Raw genomic sequence first — 16,614 nt, forward strand, 5'->3', positions numbered from 1 at the left:
GTCGGTGACAGCCTTGCTTTGTCGCGTCCGTGGCAAGGCTCAGTCTGTCACGGCTCCGCCCGCCCACCGGCGTGTGATCTCGGCGATCGCGTCGGCCGCCCGCTCGGCGGGCCGTCCGCCGGCGCGCACCTCGGGGGAGAACTCGACGTGCAGGAACGGCACATGGTCGTCGTCGGCCACCTGGCCCTGCACGTTCGTCAGGCCCTCCAGCGGACAGGACCGCGCCCAGGCCCGGCACACCCGGAAGCCGTGGCCGCCCAGGGCGTCGGCGAGTTCGCGGCCGTCCTGCCGGCCCGCCGACCCGGCACCGGTGGAGGTGATCACGTCGTAGTCGGGCGCGGCGGAGGCGGCGAAGCCGTGCACCTGGATCCCGGGCATCCCGCGCCGGGCCAGCTCGGCGCAGATGGCGTGGAAGACGGTGTCCAGGCGGTGCGCCACATCCGCGGAATTACCGACTCCGGCTTTGCGATGTGCACCTGCGATCACCAGGACCCCGCCGGGCGCACCGCGCATCACCCGCACGCCCAGCTGCTCGGTCCCCAGGTCGAAGCCGGGATGCGGGACCTGGACCGACCAGCGCGGGCGATGGTCCAGGTCGAGGTAGATCCGGCCCCAGCCGCGCGGCGTCACGGCGGCGTCGGTCCGGTCGGCCACCTCGGTGTAGCGGTGCCCGGAAGGCCGGTCGAAGACGGTGCGTACCGTGAAGTCCCGTTGCGAAAGCTGCTGTTCCGCCTGTGCGCGATGACCGTCGAGCAACAGGCCGACCGCCGCGGCGATGCCCTCGCGGTCGGACCGGCCGGGGTGCCGGTAGCCCCGGCCGGGGCCGAACCGGCTCGTGTAGTCCGCCACCTCGCGCGCCAGGTCGATCTGCTCGGCGCCCTTCGGGGTGGGCCGGCCGGCAGGGTCGTCGCCGCCGCCCGAGGTGCGCAGCAGAACGGTGAGACCGCCGGCGAGACCGGCGACGACGAGCAGAAGTGTTGCGATCGTTATGACGCGTGAGCGATGGCCTCTCATGGTTGTATCAAGATATCCCGGTGAACAGACGCCGTAGCCGGACCCTGCTGTCCCTGCTGACCCCGCTCTCCCTCCTCGCCGTCACCACCGGCTGTGGTCTCCTCTCGGACGACGCCGGCGCCGAGGGCGGCGGGCGCTCCTTCACCGTCGCGGCCTCCGGGGACATCCTGATGCACCCCGAGCTGGTCGATCAGGCGCGCAAGGACGCCAAGCGCACCGGCAAGGGCGTGGACGGTCTGGACTTCGGGCCGATGATGGCCGGTATCAAGCCGGTGATCAGCAAGGCGGACCTGGCGATCTGCCACTTCGAGCCGGTGATGGGCCCGGCCGGGGGCCCGTTCGAGGGCTTCCCGGACTTCCAGGTGCCGCCGCAGCAGGCGAAGACGATCAAGGACATCGGTTACGACACCTGCTCCACCGCCTCCAACCACACCCTCGACCACGGCTACGACGGCGTGAAGCGCACCCTGGACGCGCTGGACGCCGCCGGCGTGAAGCACACCGGCTCCGCCCGCACCGAGAAGGAGGCGAACACCCCGCTGGTCATGGACGTCAAGGGCGTCAAGGTCGCGCAGATCTCCTTCGCCTACGGCTTCAACGAGCCGCACACGCTGCCGAAGGACAAGCCGTGGCTGGCCAACGAGCAGGACCTGGGCCGGATCAAGGCCGCCGAGCAGCGGGCCCGCAAGGCCGGTGCCGAGGTGGTGATCCTGTCCCTGCACTGGGGCCGCGAGCACCACCCGGAACCGTCCGCCTCGCAGATCTCCTTCGCCCGGCAGATAGCCCGGAAGACCGGCATCAACCTGGTCATCGGCCACCACGCGCACGTCGTGGAGCCGATGGAGAAGGTCGACGGGACCTGGATCAGCTACGGCCTCGGCAACCTGATCGCCCGGCACGAGGTGCCGACGGGGCTGACCGAGGAGGGCGTGATCGCCTGGTTCACGTTCACCGAGCGCGGCAAGGGCCACTGGGAGGTCCAGCCGCGCTACGAGCCGACGCTGCTGACGATCCCGCCGGACGCCGAGAACGTCCGCGACGGCGGCACCGCCGCCTACTCCGACGACGACGCACGGGACTACCGCCTGCTGGACGTGCCGGCCGCCCTCCGCGACGACCACGGCCTCACGGACGCCCAGAAGGCCCGGCTCCGGCTGGCCTTCGAGCGCACCGAGGGCACCCTGCTGAACCGTGGCGCCGCCGCAGACGGACTGAGGCCGCTGACCCCGCTGCCCTGAACGGAAGGGGATTTGTCCGTTCTTGTCTCAAGGTTGCGCGATGTTGCCCAGATCACGTCGGACTTACCGCAACCTCACCTGTCCCTTACGTGTCTGACTTTCCCGGGTGCGGTCTTACCATCCACGCGCCCGGACCGTCATTCCTGAGAGGACCTTCTGTGGCGTCATCGCCCACGGCGCGGCAGCACCGGGCCCGCCGCCGAGCCGACATGTCGCTCATCGGAGGCATCCGCCCGCCGATCGCGGTTCTCTCGGCGCTGCTGCTGACGCTCGCCGCCCTCACGGCACTGGTGCTGGGCCGTGTCGACGACACCGGGGTGCCGAGGGCGGTGCTGACCTCCCAGCAGCACTTCGCCGAGGACGGCGCGATCGCGCTGCGTGCCTCCATCGACGAGTCCGTCACCGACGTCACCCGCTCCTCGGCGCTGTTCAGCGCCGGACAGCCGGTCTCCGGCGACGCCGTCCTCGACAAGCTCGGCAGCACCTACCAGAAGTGGATGGGCACCGCCGTCGTCGAGATCCGCACCGGCAAGCTGGTCGCGGCCCGCGGTGAGACGGTGCCGCTGACCGACGTGGACCTCTCCAGCCTCAGCGGTGAGAACGGACTGGCCCCGCGCATGGTCCGGCTGAAGAACGGCGAGGTCCGCCTGCTCTCCTTCGGCCTGCTGACCTGGCCGGGCAAGCCGCAGCTGCTGCTGGTGGCCTCCAGGAACCTGAAGTTCCCCGGCATCAGCCTCGGCCAGTTCCGCTCCATCGCCGTGGTCGACGCGGGCGGCGCGATCCTCAGCAGCGACGGCATCGCCGACCCCGCGTCGGCGCGCAACAGCATCGACCGCAAGGACCTCACGGCCTCCCGCAAGCAGCTGAAGGACTTCGCCCAGCGGGCCGCCCGCCGGGGACAGCAGGACCCGCGCAGCAGCAAGGAACCCGGCAGCGGCGGCTACCAGGGCGTCAGCGGCAGCCTGCTCGGCGGCAAGCTGCTCGGCGACCGGTCCGTCGCCGGATACGCCACGCTCGCCGCGGCCCAGCCCGGCGAGGCCACCACCGCAGGCGGGCTCGGCCTGTCCGTGGTCGCCATGGTCAAGGTGACCGAGGAGTCCGCCGCGGGCTCCCCGGTGTTCGGACTGCTGGCGGCCGGCGCCCTGCTCGTCGTCGGCGCCCTGGCCGTGGCGGTGCTGCTGGGCACCGTCCAGCGCCCGCTCATCCGGCTGTTCCTGGAGTCCCGCCGGCTCACCCGCGGCGACCTCACCCGGCCTGTCACCGTCCCCGGCTACGGCGAGGCGCACCGCATCGGAGGCGCCCTGGAACGGCTGCGCCGCCAGCTGCTCGGCGAGGGCGCCGACGCCACCAAAGCGGCCGGGCGTCCGCGCGGCCTGCGCCGGGTGGGCACCGGCACCCTCCTCGCGGTCTGCGCGGTGCTGCTGCTGGCCTGGGCGGCACCGCTGATGCTGCTGTTCAACCGGGCGGACAACACGGCTCAGATACCCCGGCAGCTCGTCAACGACCAGCGCGAACGCACCGACACCCTCAGCGACCGGGTGCGCCGCGCGCTCAACGAGGGCGACGCGGACCTGCAGTCGGTCGCCTCCCTGGTCGGTGACAAGACCTCGCCCGAGGCCATGGAGACGGTGCTGGAACGCACCTACAACGAGAACCGGCGCTACCGCTCCCTCTACGTCGTCGACTCCCACGGTGAGATCCAGGCCCGCGAGGGCAAGAAGCCCAGGGTGGTCGAGTCCGACCGGGTCTCCGGCAAGCCCCTCAGGCTGCTGGGCCGCGGCGGCAAGGAGCCCGTGGTCGTCGCCACCGCCGAGATACCCGGCCGGGGCGGGGCCCAGCTGGTCGGCGAGTTCCGCGTCGAGTTCTTCAACGCCCTGCTGACCCGGCCGGGTCTCGGCGTGGTCCGGCTCGTGGACGACCAGCACAAGGTCATCGCCGGCAACACCGGCTTCCTCGCGTTCCAGTCGCTGCCCGACGACCACCTGAAGGACCTCGTCGCGGCCAGCGCCGAGCGGTTGGGCAAGAAGCCGCAGCCCAGCGGCGTGCTCTACCGCGAGAACGGGGTGCGGATCGCCGCCGCCGCGCCGTTCTCCGGCACCGGCTCGGCCGAGTCGCTGCACTGGAGCGTGGTCAGCTGGCAGCCCGTCGACCGGCTCGCCATCCCGGAGTACGACGCCCAGAACCGCACCGTGCTCGCCGGTCTGCTCGGTGCCGCCGCGGCCGTCGCCTGCCTGGGCTGGCTGCACATCGTGGTGGCCCGGCCGCTGCGCAACCTCGCCGACCGGGCCGAGGCACTGGCCGGGGGCGACCGCAAGACCGTGCTGTTCCCGCAGCACCACGACGAGGTCGGCGCCGTCACCCGCTCCCTGGAACTCATCCGGCAGCAACTGCAGGACCAGCGCCGGCAGCAGCCCCGCCGCACCCCGCCCCCGCCGTCCGCCCGGAAGCAGCCCGCGCCGCAGCAGCCGTATCCGCCCCAGCAGTACACAAGGAACTGATCACCCGTGCTCTTCCTCTACACCGTGCTGCTGATCGGCTGCGCGATAATGGTCACCGCGGGCGTCGTGGAACAGCGGCGGCACTTCGTCAACCTGGAGAACATCCCCAGCCGGGTCCTCGTCAACGGCATCCGCGGCAAGTCCTCCATCACCCGGTTGTGCGCGGGCGCCCTGCGCGGCGGCGACCTGGTCACCGTCGCCAAGACCACCGGCACCGCCGCCCGCTTCATCCACCCGGACGCCACCGAGGAGCCGGTCTACCGCAAGTTCGGCATCGCCAACGTGGTCGAGCAGATCGGCATCGTGCGGCGGGCCGCCGCGTACAAGCCGGACGCGCTGGTCATCGAGTGCATGGCCGTCATGCCGGCCCTGCAGGAGATCAACCAGTCCAAGCTGATCCGCTCCACCATCGGTGTGCTGTGCAACGTCCGCGAGGACCACCTCGCCGAGATGGGCCCCACCCTGGACGACGTGGCGCGCTCGCTGTGCCGCTCGATGCCCGAGGACGGCATCTGCGTCACCGCCGAGAAGGACCGCTTCCACATTCTCCAGGAGGAGGCGGACGCCCGGAACTGCAAACTCATCTACGCCGACCCCGACACGGTCACCGACGAGGAGCTGCGCGGCTTCAGCTGGTTCACCTTCAAGGAGAACGTGGCCATCGCCCTCGCCGTCGCCGAACTCCTCGGCGTGGACCGCGAGACGGCCCTGCAGGGCATGTACGACGCGCCGCCGGACCCCGGTGTCCTCTCCGTCGAGCGCTACCGGACGCCCGGGGGCAAGAAGCTGCGCTTCGCCAACGTGTTCGCGGCCAACGACCCCGAGTCGACGCTGATGAACATCAACCAGCTGCTCGACCTCGGCGCCATCCACCGCCCGCTCAACGTCGTCATCAACTGCCGCCCCGACCGCGTCGAACGCAACGGCCAGATGGGCGAGATCATCCCCGACCTCGACCCCGAGCGGGTCTTCGTCATCGGGCACCCGGCCAAGTCGGCCATCGACGCCATCCCCGCCGAGTACCGCTCGCGCGCCGTCGACCTCGGCGGCGACAAGCGCGACCCCGAGGAGTTCATGGGCAGGATGCTGGACATGCTCGGCCCGGACTCGTCCATGGTCGCGATCGGCAACATCCACGGCCAGGGCGAGATCCTGCTGGAACACCTCGCCGAACTGCCGCCGGACGACAGCGCCGACGAGCCGGCCGCCGCGGCGGCACCGGCCGGCCGCGCCGACGCGGCCCCCGCCGTGGTCGAGCACGTCGAGACCATGCAGCTGTACGTGCCCCGCATCGACCCCTACCAGCGCTACCCGGAGGCGTACGAGGCACGGTACGCGCAGCACCAGCAGCCGTACGTCCCTCAGCTCCCCGTCCAGCGCGACGCCCGGCAGCCGTACCCGCACGAAGAACAGGGGGACGGGGCGCAGTACGGCCCGGCGTACGGGCACGACACCTGGACGCGGCAGCAGTCCGCACCACAGGTCCCGGAGCCCGGGTCCCGCGGCCTGTTCGAACCCCGCGTCCCGCCCCAGCCCTCCGCCGACGACAGCCAGCAGTGGCACAGCCCAGGAGAACAGCGTTGATCCCCTCCGTCCTCACCCCCGAGATCGCCGCGATCGGCATCGGCCTGGGCCTGATGTTCTCGCTCATGTGCTACCTGACGACCAATCTGTCGCCGGGCGGCATGATCACCCCGGGCTGGCTCGCGCTCACCCTCATCGAGGACCTCCAGCGGGCCGCCCTGGTGGTCGGCGTCACCGTGCTGACGTACCTCGCCACGCTGCTCCTGCAGAAGTTCGTGATCCTGTACGGCAAGCGGCTCTTCGCGGCCGTCGTGCTCAGCGGCGTGCTCATCCAGGCCACCGTGATCATCGTGCTGCAGATGGAGTTCCCGCTGCTGTACGCCAACCAGACGCTCGGCTTCATCGTCCCCGGCCTGATCGGCTACCAGCTCGTCCGCCAGCCCAAGGGCGCGACCCTGCTGTCCGTCGCGTCGGTCTCCCTCGCCACCTACGTGGTCCTGACCGCCGGCATCCTCCTGGGCGCCATGCCGACCGCCTGAACCCGTCCGTACCCGACGCAACTCCTGGAGCCCCCACCATGCCGAAGCGCAAAGGCCGCCCCGTCGTCCACGCGGTGACGGTCCTGGCGCTGCTCGCGGGCAGTGCCTACTTCACCTACGAACTGCGCAAGGACGAGCAGGCGAAGCTCCCGGCCGCCCAGACGATCACCGAGAACCTGAACAGCTCGGGCAAGGCGACCGGCAAACAGACCTGGGAACGGCTGAACAACCCGGCGCGCTCGGTGCTGCGCGACGGCAAGGGCGCGGTCATCGCCACCTTCACGGACGGCGCCCGCACGGCCACCCTCAAGGGCCCGACGCGGACCTTCACCGAACCGGTCAACACCACCACCAAGGTGGTCACCGACGACTGGGTCCGGCTGATGCCGGAGACCTGGACCAAGGGCGCCGAGAAGCAGCAGTGGTTCAAGGACTGGTTCAAGCAGTACTACGGCAGCGAGGAGGACGACGTCTTCGCGTTCGCCTTCCAGTACATCGTGGGCGCGCCGGCCAAGAAGGACGACCAGGGCGTCCAGTACGCGGGGCACGCCACCTACGGGCCCCTCAAGGCCGACGGCGTCGACCGCGCCGAACAGACCGACTTCTACGACTACCTGGGCATCCCGTACACCTTCCGGGACGGCGTCACCCAGTACCCGCAGCAGGACCGCCTGCGCGCCGTGGACTGCTCCGGCTATCTGCGCCTGGTCTACGGCTACCGGGCCCGCTACCCGCTGATGTCCGACAACGACCACGGCGACGGACTGCCGCGCACCGCCGACGGCATGGCCCGCGGCAAGGAGGGCGTGGACATCATCAAGATCCAGGGCCCGAGCCCCTGGTACGTACGGCCGCAGAACATCGACGTCCTGCAGCCCGGCGACCTGCTGTTCTTCAAGATGGACCACCGCACCGCCAACCACATGGACCACTCCGCGATCTACCTGGGCCCGGACACCGAGGGCCACAAGGTCTTCATCTCCAGCCGCAAGGAGCAGAACGGACCCACCATCGGTGACCAGGGCGGTGTCTCGCGCCTGGACGGCGACGGCTTCTACGCCAAGCTGTTCCGCAGCGCGAAGCGGCTGTGAGCGGGCGGGCGGGGGCCGCCGCCGGCCCACGGCTTAGAGTGAACCGGTGAACGGCGACTGGCTCCTGCGCGGCCGAGACGGCCGGCTCAGTGTCTACCAGATGTCGGGTGACGTCGTCCGGTGCCGGGCGGAGCGCGAGCCCGGCGGCTCCTGGACCGCCCCGCGCACCGTCGGCGGCGACCAGAAGCTGCACCCCGTCCTGGCGGTCGGCCGGGGCGCCGACGGCTACGCCCATCTGGTCTCCTGGCGGCCCACCGTCAAGGGCGAGTCGGGCCTGGTGCACTCCACCCACTTCCGCCCGCGCCTCGCCGCCCTGGACTGGAACCCCATCGGCCACCCCCTGAAGAAGGGCGACCGCACGGGCACCCCCGCGGTCGCCGTCGACGCCGAGGGCCGTGCCCATGTCTTCGTGCCCGACGGCCGGGGCGGGGTGCGGCTGCTCACCCAGAAGGAGAAGGGCGGCTGGGAGGCCTGGCGGGACCTGAAGGGCGAGAACGTCCGGGACGGTCTGGCGGCGGTGACGGGGGAGTCCGGCCGTGTCGAGCTGTACGCGGCCGTCCCCGACGGAATCCTGTACTGGCGCCAGGAGGAACCGGCCGCCGAGCCGGTCCTGGCGGAGTCCCTGCGGACCCCGGTAGGCCCGGGCGGCCTCCACGCCCTCGCCACGTCCCCCGACAGCACGACCGTCTTCTACACCGACCCGGGCGGCGACCTGTGCGCCTGGCGCCCCGGCAGCAAGCCGGTCACCCTGCTGCCCGCGGCCGGTTCCGGCCCGGTCTCGGCGGTCCGCTGCGACCTCGACGGCCACGACTGCACCCTGCTCGCCCAGCGCTCCGCGAGCGGCCGTGTCGCCTTCGCCGCCTACCCGACCGAACTGGAGTCGGCGGGCGCCTGGTGGACCGAGTCGGGCCCGCGGCTGCCGGTGGACGCGACGGTGTCCGTGACGACGGACGCGCAGGGCCGGGTGGCGGCGGCAACGCTGGCCCCGTCCACCGGCCAACTCCTGCTGACCCGGCGGAAGAACGAGCCGGGCCTGGCGCTGGAGGCATGGCGGCAGGTGTGAGTGCGCCATGATGGCCGGCGTGGACACCGAGACTCTCATCGACGCCTGGCGGCGTCTGCTGGCCGGCACCGGAAAGACGTGGGTGCTGTTCGAGCACGGCACGTGCGTGGTGCTCGCACGCCCCACCGGGGACCTCACCGCCCAGGCCACCGGGATCCTGCGGGAGTTCGGGCCGGTACGGGTCGGGGGCCCCGCGGGCGACTTCCGGGTGCTGGAACTGCACAACGGCGAGGGCTGGCTGGTGACCGGCCACCACCCGGACGTGGTCACCTTCGTCCCGCTGGACGACTCCGCCGATCCCTCGCACCTGGCCGTCGGCATCCTCGGCCGCTCCCGGCGCGACCGGGACGGCACACAGCTGCACGTCGTCCACGTCGAGGACGGCCGCCGGGCCGGGGCCTGAGAACGCCGACGCCCGGCACACCACACGGTGTGCCGGGCGTCGTACGACCGTACGCGGTGCGTTACGCCGGGACGCTCGCCATGCCCGGAGCCAGGAACTTCCTGCCGTTCACGCGCTCCGAGACACCCTCGCGGTCCAGGTACGGCGTGATGCCGCCCAGGTGGAAGGGCCAGCCGGCGCCCGTGATCAGGCAGAGGTCGATGTCCTGGGCCTCGGCGACGACGCCCTCGTCCAGCATCAGACCGATCTCCTGCGCCACCGCGTCCAGGACACGGGCGCGGACCTGCTCCTCGGTCAGGACGACATCGCCCTGCTTGAGCAGCGCGGCGACCTCCGGGTCCAGCTCCGGCTTGCCGCTGTCGTAGACGTAGAAGCCGCGCTTGCCCGCCTTGACGACGGCCGCGAGGTTCGGGGAGACCGTGAAGCGGTCCGGGAAGGCCCGGTTGAGGGTCTCCGAGACGTGCAGGCCGATCGCCGGGCCGACCAGCTCCAGGAGCACCAGCGGGGACATCGGCAGACCGAGCGGCTCGATCGCCTTCTCGGCGACCTCGACCGGGGTGCCCTCGTCGATGACGTTCTGGATCTCGCCCATGAAGCGGGTGAGGATGCGGTTCACGACGAACGCCGGGGCGTCCTTGGTGAGGACCGCGGTCTTCTTCAGCTTCTTGGCGACGGCGAAGGCCGTGGCCAGCGAGGCGTCGTCGGTCTTCTCGCCGCGGACGATCTCCAGGAGGGGGAGGATCGCCACGGGGTTGAAGAAGTGGAAGCCCACGACCCGCTCGGGGTGCTGGAGCTTCGACGCCATCTCCGTCACCGACAGCGAGGAGGTGTTGGTGGCGAGGATCGCGTGCGCCGGGGCGACCGCCTCGACCTCCGCGAACACCTGCTGCTTGACGCCGATCTCCTCGAAGACGGCCTCAATGACGAAGTCGGCGTCGGAGAAGCCCTCCGCCTTGTCCAGCACACCGGTGACCAGCGCCTTGAGGCGGTTGGCCTTGTCCTGGTTGATGCGGCCCTTGCCGAGCAGCTTGTCGATCTCGGCGTGGACGTAGCCCACACCCTTGTCGACGCGCTCCTGGTCGATGTCGGTCAGTACGACCGGCACCTCCAGGCGGCGCAGGAAGAGCAGCGCGAGCTGCGAGGCCATCAGACCGGCGCCGACGACACCGACCTTGGTGACCGGGCGGGCCAGGTTCTTGTCCGGGGCACCGGCAGGACGCTTGCCGCGCTTCTGCACCAGGTTGAACGCGTAGATACCGGCGCGCAGTTCGCCGCCCATGATCAGGTCGGCGAGGGCCTGGTCCTCGGCGTCGTAACCCTGCTGCAGATCGCCGTTCTTGGCGGCCGCGATGATGTCGAGGGCGCGGTAGGCGGCCGGGGCCGCGCCGTGCACCTTGGAGTCCGCGATGAAGCGGCCCTTCGCGACGGCCTGGTCCCAGCCCTCGCCGCGGTCGATCACCGGGCGCTCGACCTCGATGTCGCCCTTGAGGACCTGCGCGGTCCAGATCAGCGACTGCTCCAGGAAGTCGGCGCCCTCGAAGATCGCGTCGGCGATGCCGAGCTCGAAGACCTGCTTGCCCTTGAGCTGCTTGTTCTGGTTCAGGGAGTTCTCGATGATGACCGAGACGGCCTTGTCGGCGCCGATCAGGTTCGGCAGCAGGGTGCAGCCGCCCCAGCCGGGGACCAGTCCGAGGAAGACCTCGGGGAGCGAGAACGCCGGGATCGCCTTGGAGACGGTCCGGTAGGTGCAGTGCAGACCGACCTCGACGCCGCCGCCCATCGCCGCGCCGTTGTAGTAGGCGAAGGTGGGAACGGCCAGCTGGGACAGGCGCTTGAAGACCTCGTGGCCGCCCTTGCCGATGGCGAGCGCGTGCTCGTGCTCCTTCAGCAGCTCGACGCCCTTGAGGTCGGCGCCGACCGCGAAGATGAACGGCTTGCCGGTGATGCCGGCACCGACGATCCCGCCCTCGGCCGCCTCCTTCTCGACCTGGTCGATGGCGGCGTTGAGGTTCGCCAGCGAGGCCGGGCCGAACGTGGTCGGCTTGGTGTGGTCGAGGCCGTTGTCCAGCGTGATGAGCGCGAAGCGGCCGGCGCCCGACGGCAGGTCGAAGTGGCGTACGTGCGCCTGCGTGACGACCTCGTCCGGGAACAGCTCTGCCGCGCCCTTCAGGAGTTCAGCGGTGGTGCTCACTTGTCGCCTCCGTCGAAGTGCGGGTTCTCCCAGATGACCGTCGCGCCCATGCCGAAGCCGACGCACATGGTGGTCAGGCCGTAGCGGACCTGCGGCTGCTCCTCGAACTGGCGGGCCAGCTGCGTCATCAGACGGACGCCGGAGGAGGCGAGCGGGTGACCGAAGGCGATCGCGCCGCCGTACTGGTTGACGCGCTCGTCGTCGTCCGCGATGCCGTAGTGGTCGAGGAAGGCCAGGACCTGGATGGCGAAGGCCTCGTTGATCTCGAACAGGCCGATGTCGGAGATGGACAGGCCCGCCTTGGCGAGGGCCTTCTCCGTCGCCGGGATCGGGCCGTAGCCCATGACCTCCGGCTCGACGCCCGCGAAGGCGTACGACACGAGCCGCATCTTGACCGGCAGGTTGTTCTCGCGGGCGAAGTCCTCGCTCGCGATGATCGACGCGGTGGCACCGTCGTTGAGACCGGCAGCGTTACCGGCGGTGACCCGGCCGTGGACGCGGAACGGCGTCTTCAGGCCCGACAGGTTCTCCAGGGTGGTGCCCGGACGCATCGGCTCGTCCGCCGTCACCAGACCCCAGCCGGTCTCGCCGCCCTCGGGGTTGGTCCGGCGCACCGAGATCGGCACCAGGTCCTGCTGGATCTTGCCGTTGGCGTACGCCTTGGCGGCCTTCTCCTGCGAGCGCACCGCGTACTCGTCGGCGCGCAGCTTGGTGATGTGCGGGTAGCGGTCGTGCAGGTTCTCCGCGGTCATGCCCATGAACAGGGCGGACTCGTCGACCAGCTTCTCGGAGACGAACCGCGGGTTCGGGTCCACGCCCTCGCCCATCGGGTGGCGGCCCATGTGCTCCACGCCACCGGCGATGACGGCGTCGTAGGCACCGAAGGCGATCGAACCGGCGGTGGTCGTCACGGCGGTCAGGGCGCCGGCGCACATGCGGTCGATGGAGTAACCGGGCACGGACTGCGGCAGCCCGGCGAGGATTCCGGCGGTACGGCCCAGGGTCAGACCCTGGTCACCGATCTGCGTGGTCGCGGCGATGGCGACCTCGTCGATCTTCTTCGGGTCCAGGCCGGGGTTGCGGCGCAGCAGCTCCCGGATCGCCTTCACGACGAGGTCGTCGGCACGGGTCTCGTGGTAGATGCCCTTCGGGCCCGCCTTGCCGAACGGGGTGCGGACGCCGTCGACGAAGACGACGTCCCTGACGGTACGAGGCACGATGGCTCTCCTCCAGGGTGCGGGGTGGCACTACTGCTGCGCGGCACGCTGAGCGCGCGCTCAGGCTCATGCTACTTGTGGGTAACGTAGCTGCACAGTCCTGGCGGAGGGAGCGGCGAAGGTCACACCGGGGACGTGGCCCGGTGGTGCCGCGGTATGGCTTGATCTCGTCACACCGGCCGGCGCCCCGGCAGGGCACGGGGCCGCGTGGATGTGCGGCGGGGCAGCGCGGGCCAGGGCCTGTCCGGCGGACCAGGCCCCGCGACTCCGGCATGAACCGGCGGACAGGCCCTAGGCGCCCGCGCCCTTGGCCGACAGTGCCTCGACCAGTACCGGCGCCACCAGCTCGACCTGCCACGGCCGTGCGCCGTACCCGGCGAGAGCGCCCTGAACGGACCCGGCGTCGACGACCTTCGGCGGCTCCCAGCAGATACGCCGGACCGTGTCCGGGGACACCAGATTCTCCTGCGGCAGGCTGAGCCGCTCGGCAAGGGCGGTGATCCCCGCCCGGGCCGCGGACAGACGAACCGCGGCGGCGGGGTCCTTGTCGGCCCATGCCCGCGGCGGCGGGGGCCCGGTCACCTGCTGGCCCGGCTGCGGCAGCGCACTTTCGGACAGGGCCCTGGCCCGGTCCACCGCCGCCTGCCACTGCTCCAGCTGCCGCCGCCCCATCCGGTGCCCGAACCCGTTCAGCGTCGCGAGCGCGTGGACGTTGGCCGGAAGGGCGAGCGCCGCCTCCACGATGGCGGCGTCGCTGAGCACCTTGCCCGGCGACACGTCCCGCCGGCGCGCGATACGGTCCCGCGTCTCCCACAGCTCCCGTACGACACCGAGCTGCCGGCGCCTGCGCACCTTGTGCATCCCGGACGTCCGCCGCCAGGGGTCCTTCCTCGGCTCGGCCGGCGGGGCGGCCGCGATCGCGTCGAACTCCTGCAGGGCCCAGTCGAGCTTGCCCTGCCGGTCCAGTTCCTTCTCCAGGGCGTCGCGCAGGTCGACGAGGAGCTCCACGTCGAGTGTGGCGTACCTGAGCCACGGCTCGGGGAGCGGCCGGGTCGACCAGTCGACGGCGGAGTGACCCTTCTCCAGGACGAAACCGAGGACACTCTCGACCATGGCGCCGAGGCCGACCCGGGGGAACCCGGCGATCCGGCCGGCCAGCTCGGTGTCGAAGAGCCGGGTCGGGACCATGCCTATCTCGCGCAGGCAGGGCAGGTCCTGGGTGGCCGCGTGCAGCACCCACTCGACGCCGGACAGGGCCTCGCCGAGCCCGGACAGGTCGGGGCAGGCCACGGGGTCGATCAGCGCGCTGCCCGCACCCTCGCGGCGCAGCTGCACGAGATAGGCGCGCTGGCCGTAGCGGTAGCCGGAGGCCCGCTCGGCGTCGACGGCGACGGGGCCGGAGCCCGCGGCGAAGGCGGCGATCACTTCGGCGAGCGCGGTCTCGTCGGCGACGACGGGCGGGATGCCCTCGCGGGGTTCGAGCAGCGGTGTCGGCGCCCCCGTCACAGAAGATCCGGCGTCGTCCGGAGGGGTGCCTCCGGTGGTGCGCAGGGAGCTGTCTGCTGCGGTGTCTTGGGCGTCGGTCACCTGTCAAGGGTATCCGCCCAGCCGGATGCCTGACCTGCGGGTTCGCGCAATTGGTTCCGTGACCAGCCAAAACACGTCACAGCGAGTCTCACCGATTCTCGTCGTTTCCCCCACCCGTGTGCCCTCCGAGTGCCCCCGAAAGAAGTGGTCAAAGTGACCAGGACCCTCCCGAACAGCCTCGTCACCAGCCTGCGCCGGGTCATCCCGCAGAGCGACACCGAAGGCCTCGAAGGCCTGTCCGTCGTCATCGGAGCCCTCTACCAGCAGTCAGTCGACCGTCACGAGCGCCGTCAGCTCCACCGCCTCCTGAACCGGGTGCACCGACAGATGGACGCCCGCCGCTAAAGCCTGCCGTCGGCGTGGTCACGTCCCTGAGGAGCGGGGGCGTACCGGAAGGCGACGTCTTGGCCGTCCTACTAGCGTTGATTGAGGCACCAAAACGCTAGTAGGAGGAGAACGCGCAATGAGTCTCACCGACGTGAGAATGGTCGCCGAGAGTGACGACGACTGGAACTCCGCCAGCCGGGTCTTACAGGCACTCTCGGAGACCTATGCGCCAGCTCGTACGCTTAGTCGGGGGGTGTGGTGGCACTTCCGGGGCAGCAGGTTCAGTGAGCCTCCTGTCACGCTAGGTGTTTGGCTCGCGGGCGACGTCGAGACGCAGGTTCAAGCGACGTTAGACGCAACAGCGCCAGCGCACTTACGGGATAGATTCAAGATCACAGTGGAGGATGACGCGGGCCGCGAGATCTAGAGCCCACAGATAAGATGATCACGGGGGAGGAGCCTCGGGACGCCTACACACGCGTGGCGTCCCGAGGCTCCTCCTTGCGTTCAGTCCTCTTGGCCGACGTGGGCGACGAACGCCGACCATGCTTCGGGGTGGACGGCCAGGAAGCCCCTGTCACGATCTTTCGTGTCGCGGATGTAGGCAGCTGGCTGGTTGGTGGCCACTTCGACGCAGTTGTCCTGGCTGGCGCTGCTGTAGGACGACTTGTGCCAGTTCGGAACGGTGCTGCTCACTGCTTCCAGCGCTCCTCTATGACGTCACGGATCAGGGCCGCCGACTCGTGCGGGTCGAGAGCCAGGGACTGAAGTTGATCGTAAAGTACCTTCTGGCGGGATACCTCGCCCGCGTCATCAGTCATTCTGCCCACTCGGATGCCCTCGGTGTAAGCGAGTTGTTCCCCGCCCGGCATCGTGAGAACGGTCAGGCTGCCGCCTAGCGCGGCGGGCGCCACCTTGTCGTAGCGCAACACCTGCACGTGAACGCGTTCCTGGGCGCCCATGACTAGGAGCCGGTCCAGCTGCTCGGCCATCACCTCGGGGCCGCCTACGCGGCCGTACAGGACCGGTTCATAGATCACGATCCACATCCATGGTGGGTCGTCCCGCTCGAAGATCCGCTGACGGCCGATGCGAGTAGCTGTCGCGTCGTCTAGATCGACCTCGGCAGCATGGAAGATCTGGCCGGACTCGAACAGCACGCGCGCATACGCCGGAGTCTGTACCAGACCAGGGATCACGCCGCTGGAGAACTCTTCGATGTGCACAGCCTTCGCCTGACGGGCCAGGAACACCGTCGCCCAGTCCTCGACGTTCGCTTGCTGGCTGTAGAGGTGCCACAGGTCGATCAGCTCGCCGGCCGCGCCCAAGACCTGGTCTAACTGCTCGATCAAGGCCCGGTTGGGCGGGTCCGTAGCCAGTTCGATTTGCGCGATGCGGTTGCCCGCGACGAAGACCCGTTTGCCCAACTCTGCCTGACTCCAGCAACGTTCGGTACGCAGCTTCCGCACCTTGGCGCCCAGGAAGTGCGCGAGGGACGCCGTCGGGTCCAGTTCCTTGGGAGGCATCTTCAAACCCCAGGTATTGAAGTCGTCGCGGGTAGTCACCGTAGCGCCGGGCGCCCAGGGTTGGGAGGCAGAAAGCAGCAATCTCCCCCCAAGGCTTGGAGCACCCCCCGCCATGAAGCAGCAGACCACCCAGGGACGCCCGATCGATCTGCCCGTCGGGGCAACTGCCTGGTTGTTGGACTGTGCACCAGTGCGAGGCTGCGGTGCCTGCGCGACAGAGTGGAAGCAGTTGTGTACGGCCCGGCAGGCTGGGGATATCACGGTGGCAGCACGGCACGCCGATGAGATCCGCAACCATGCAGGGGGGCACTGCTGATGGACATGCAGACGTATCGGGACGGTAGAGAAGCGGCCACGGACGCGACGGAGGCACTCCGCAAAGCCCTTGTGGCACTT

At 70.3% G+C, this 16,614-nt stretch carries 14 protein-coding genes; 8 read left to right on the top strand and 6 right to left on the bottom strand.

From position 1 onward, the window contains the following. Nucleotides 1–39 precede the first annotated feature (39 nt). A complete protein-coding gene (locus ACZ7HQ_RS07015) occupies nt 40–1,014 on the bottom strand; it encodes a hypothetical protein (RefSeq protein WP_470985789.1) in 975 nt (324 codons plus the stop codon). Between the two features lie 20 nt (nt 1,015–1,034). Between ACZ7HQ_RS07015 and ACZ7HQ_RS07020 the strand changes: the two genes are divergently transcribed. From ACZ7HQ_RS07020 to ACZ7HQ_RS07050, 7 genes are all read left to right on the top strand, one after another. Further along, complete coding sequence (locus ACZ7HQ_RS07020; protein ID WP_470985791.1) at nt 1,035–2,252, top strand: CapA family protein; 1,218 nt, start codon at nt 1,035–1,037, stop codon at nt 2,250–2,252. 209 nt (nt 2,253–2,461) lie between these two features. Beyond that, the gene (locus ACZ7HQ_RS07025; protein WP_470987113.1) at nt 2,462–4,750 is read left to right on the top strand and encodes a HAMP domain-containing protein; all 2,289 of its coding nucleotides are present in this window, start codon (nt 2,462–2,464) and stop codon (nt 4,748–4,750) included. A gap of 6 nt (nt 4,751–4,756) precedes the next feature. Beyond that, on the top strand, nt 4,757–6,334 hold the full coding sequence (gene pgsB, locus ACZ7HQ_RS07030; RefSeq protein WP_470985794.1) for a poly-gamma-glutamate synthase PgsB: 1,578 nt from the start codon (nt 4,757–4,759) through the stop codon (nt 6,332–6,334). After that, nucleotides 6,331–6,813, top strand: a complete 483-nt coding sequence (locus ACZ7HQ_RS07035; protein ID WP_470985796.1) for a poly-gamma-glutamate biosynthesis protein PgsC/CapC — start codon at nt 6,331–6,333, stop codon at nt 6,811–6,813. The genes pgsB and ACZ7HQ_RS07035 overlap by 4 nt, the downstream gene beginning before the upstream one ends. A 38-nt stretch (nt 6,814–6,851) precedes the next feature. Continuing rightward, nucleotides 6,852–7,904 carry an NlpC/P60 family protein gene (locus ACZ7HQ_RS07040; protein ID WP_470985799.1) on the top strand — a complete coding sequence of 351 codons (1,053 nt, stop codon included), beginning with the start codon at nt 6,852–6,854 and terminating at the stop codon, nt 7,902–7,904. A gap of 46 nt (nt 7,905–7,950) precedes the next feature. Further along, nucleotides 7,951–8,967, top strand: coding sequence for a PLL family lectin (locus ACZ7HQ_RS07045; protein ID WP_470985800.1), 1,017 nt, complete (start codon nt 7,951–7,953; stop codon nt 8,965–8,967). A 10-nt stretch (nt 8,968–8,977) separates the two neighbouring features. Continuing rightward, nucleotides 8,978–9,370, top strand: a complete 393-nt coding sequence (locus ACZ7HQ_RS07050; protein ID WP_470987115.1) for a hypothetical protein — start codon at nt 8,978–8,980, stop codon at nt 9,368–9,370. Nucleotides 9,371–9,431: 61 nt separating this feature from the next. On the opposite strand, the gene ACZ7HQ_RS07055 is transcribed toward ACZ7HQ_RS07050, so the two are convergent. The 3 genes from ACZ7HQ_RS07055 to ACZ7HQ_RS07065 form a co-directional block, all read right to left on the bottom strand. After that, the gene (locus tag ACZ7HQ_RS07055) at nt 9,432–11,561 is read right to left on the bottom strand and encodes a 3-hydroxyacyl-CoA dehydrogenase NAD-binding domain-containing protein (protein ID WP_470985801.1); all 2,130 of its coding nucleotides are present in this window, start codon (nt 11,559–11,561) and stop codon (nt 9,432–9,434) included. Continuing rightward, entirely contained in the window at nt 11,558–12,778 is a 1,221-nt protein-coding gene (locus ACZ7HQ_RS07060) for a thiolase family protein (RefSeq protein ID WP_470985803.1), read from the bottom strand. The genes ACZ7HQ_RS07055 and ACZ7HQ_RS07060 overlap by 4 nt, the downstream gene beginning before the upstream one ends. A gap of 291 nt (nt 12,779–13,069) precedes the next feature. Beyond that, complete coding sequence (locus ACZ7HQ_RS07065) at nt 13,070–14,365, bottom strand: ribonuclease D (RefSeq protein ID WP_470985804.1); 1,296 nt, start codon at nt 14,363–14,365, stop codon at nt 13,070–13,072. Between the two features lie 153 nt (nt 14,366–14,518). Here ACZ7HQ_RS07065 and ACZ7HQ_RS07070 point away from each other — a divergent pair, with 153 nt between their 5' ends. Next, nucleotides 14,519–14,710 (top strand): hypothetical protein, encoded by a 192-nt coding sequence (locus ACZ7HQ_RS07070; protein WP_470985806.1) that lies wholly within the window; start codon nt 14,519–14,521, stop codon nt 14,708–14,710. A gap of 489 nt (nt 14,711–15,199) precedes the next feature. Here ACZ7HQ_RS07070 and ACZ7HQ_RS07075 read toward each other — a convergent pair whose 3' ends face one another. Both ACZ7HQ_RS07075 and ACZ7HQ_RS07080 read right to left on the bottom strand, forming a co-directional pair. Further along, the gene (locus ACZ7HQ_RS07075) at nt 15,200–15,388 is read right to left on the bottom strand and encodes a DUF397 domain-containing protein (RefSeq protein ID WP_470985809.1); all 189 of its coding nucleotides are present in this window, start codon (nt 15,386–15,388) and stop codon (nt 15,200–15,202) included. Further along, nucleotides 15,385–16,257, bottom strand: coding sequence for a helix-turn-helix domain-containing protein (locus ACZ7HQ_RS07080; protein ID WP_470985812.1), 873 nt, complete (start codon nt 16,255–16,257; stop codon nt 15,385–15,387). The genes ACZ7HQ_RS07075 and ACZ7HQ_RS07080 overlap by 4 nt, the downstream gene beginning before the upstream one ends. Between the last annotated feature and the right edge of the window lie 357 nt (nt 16,258–16,614).

The organism is Streptomyces sp. NPDC037290, from assembly GCF_055603245.1.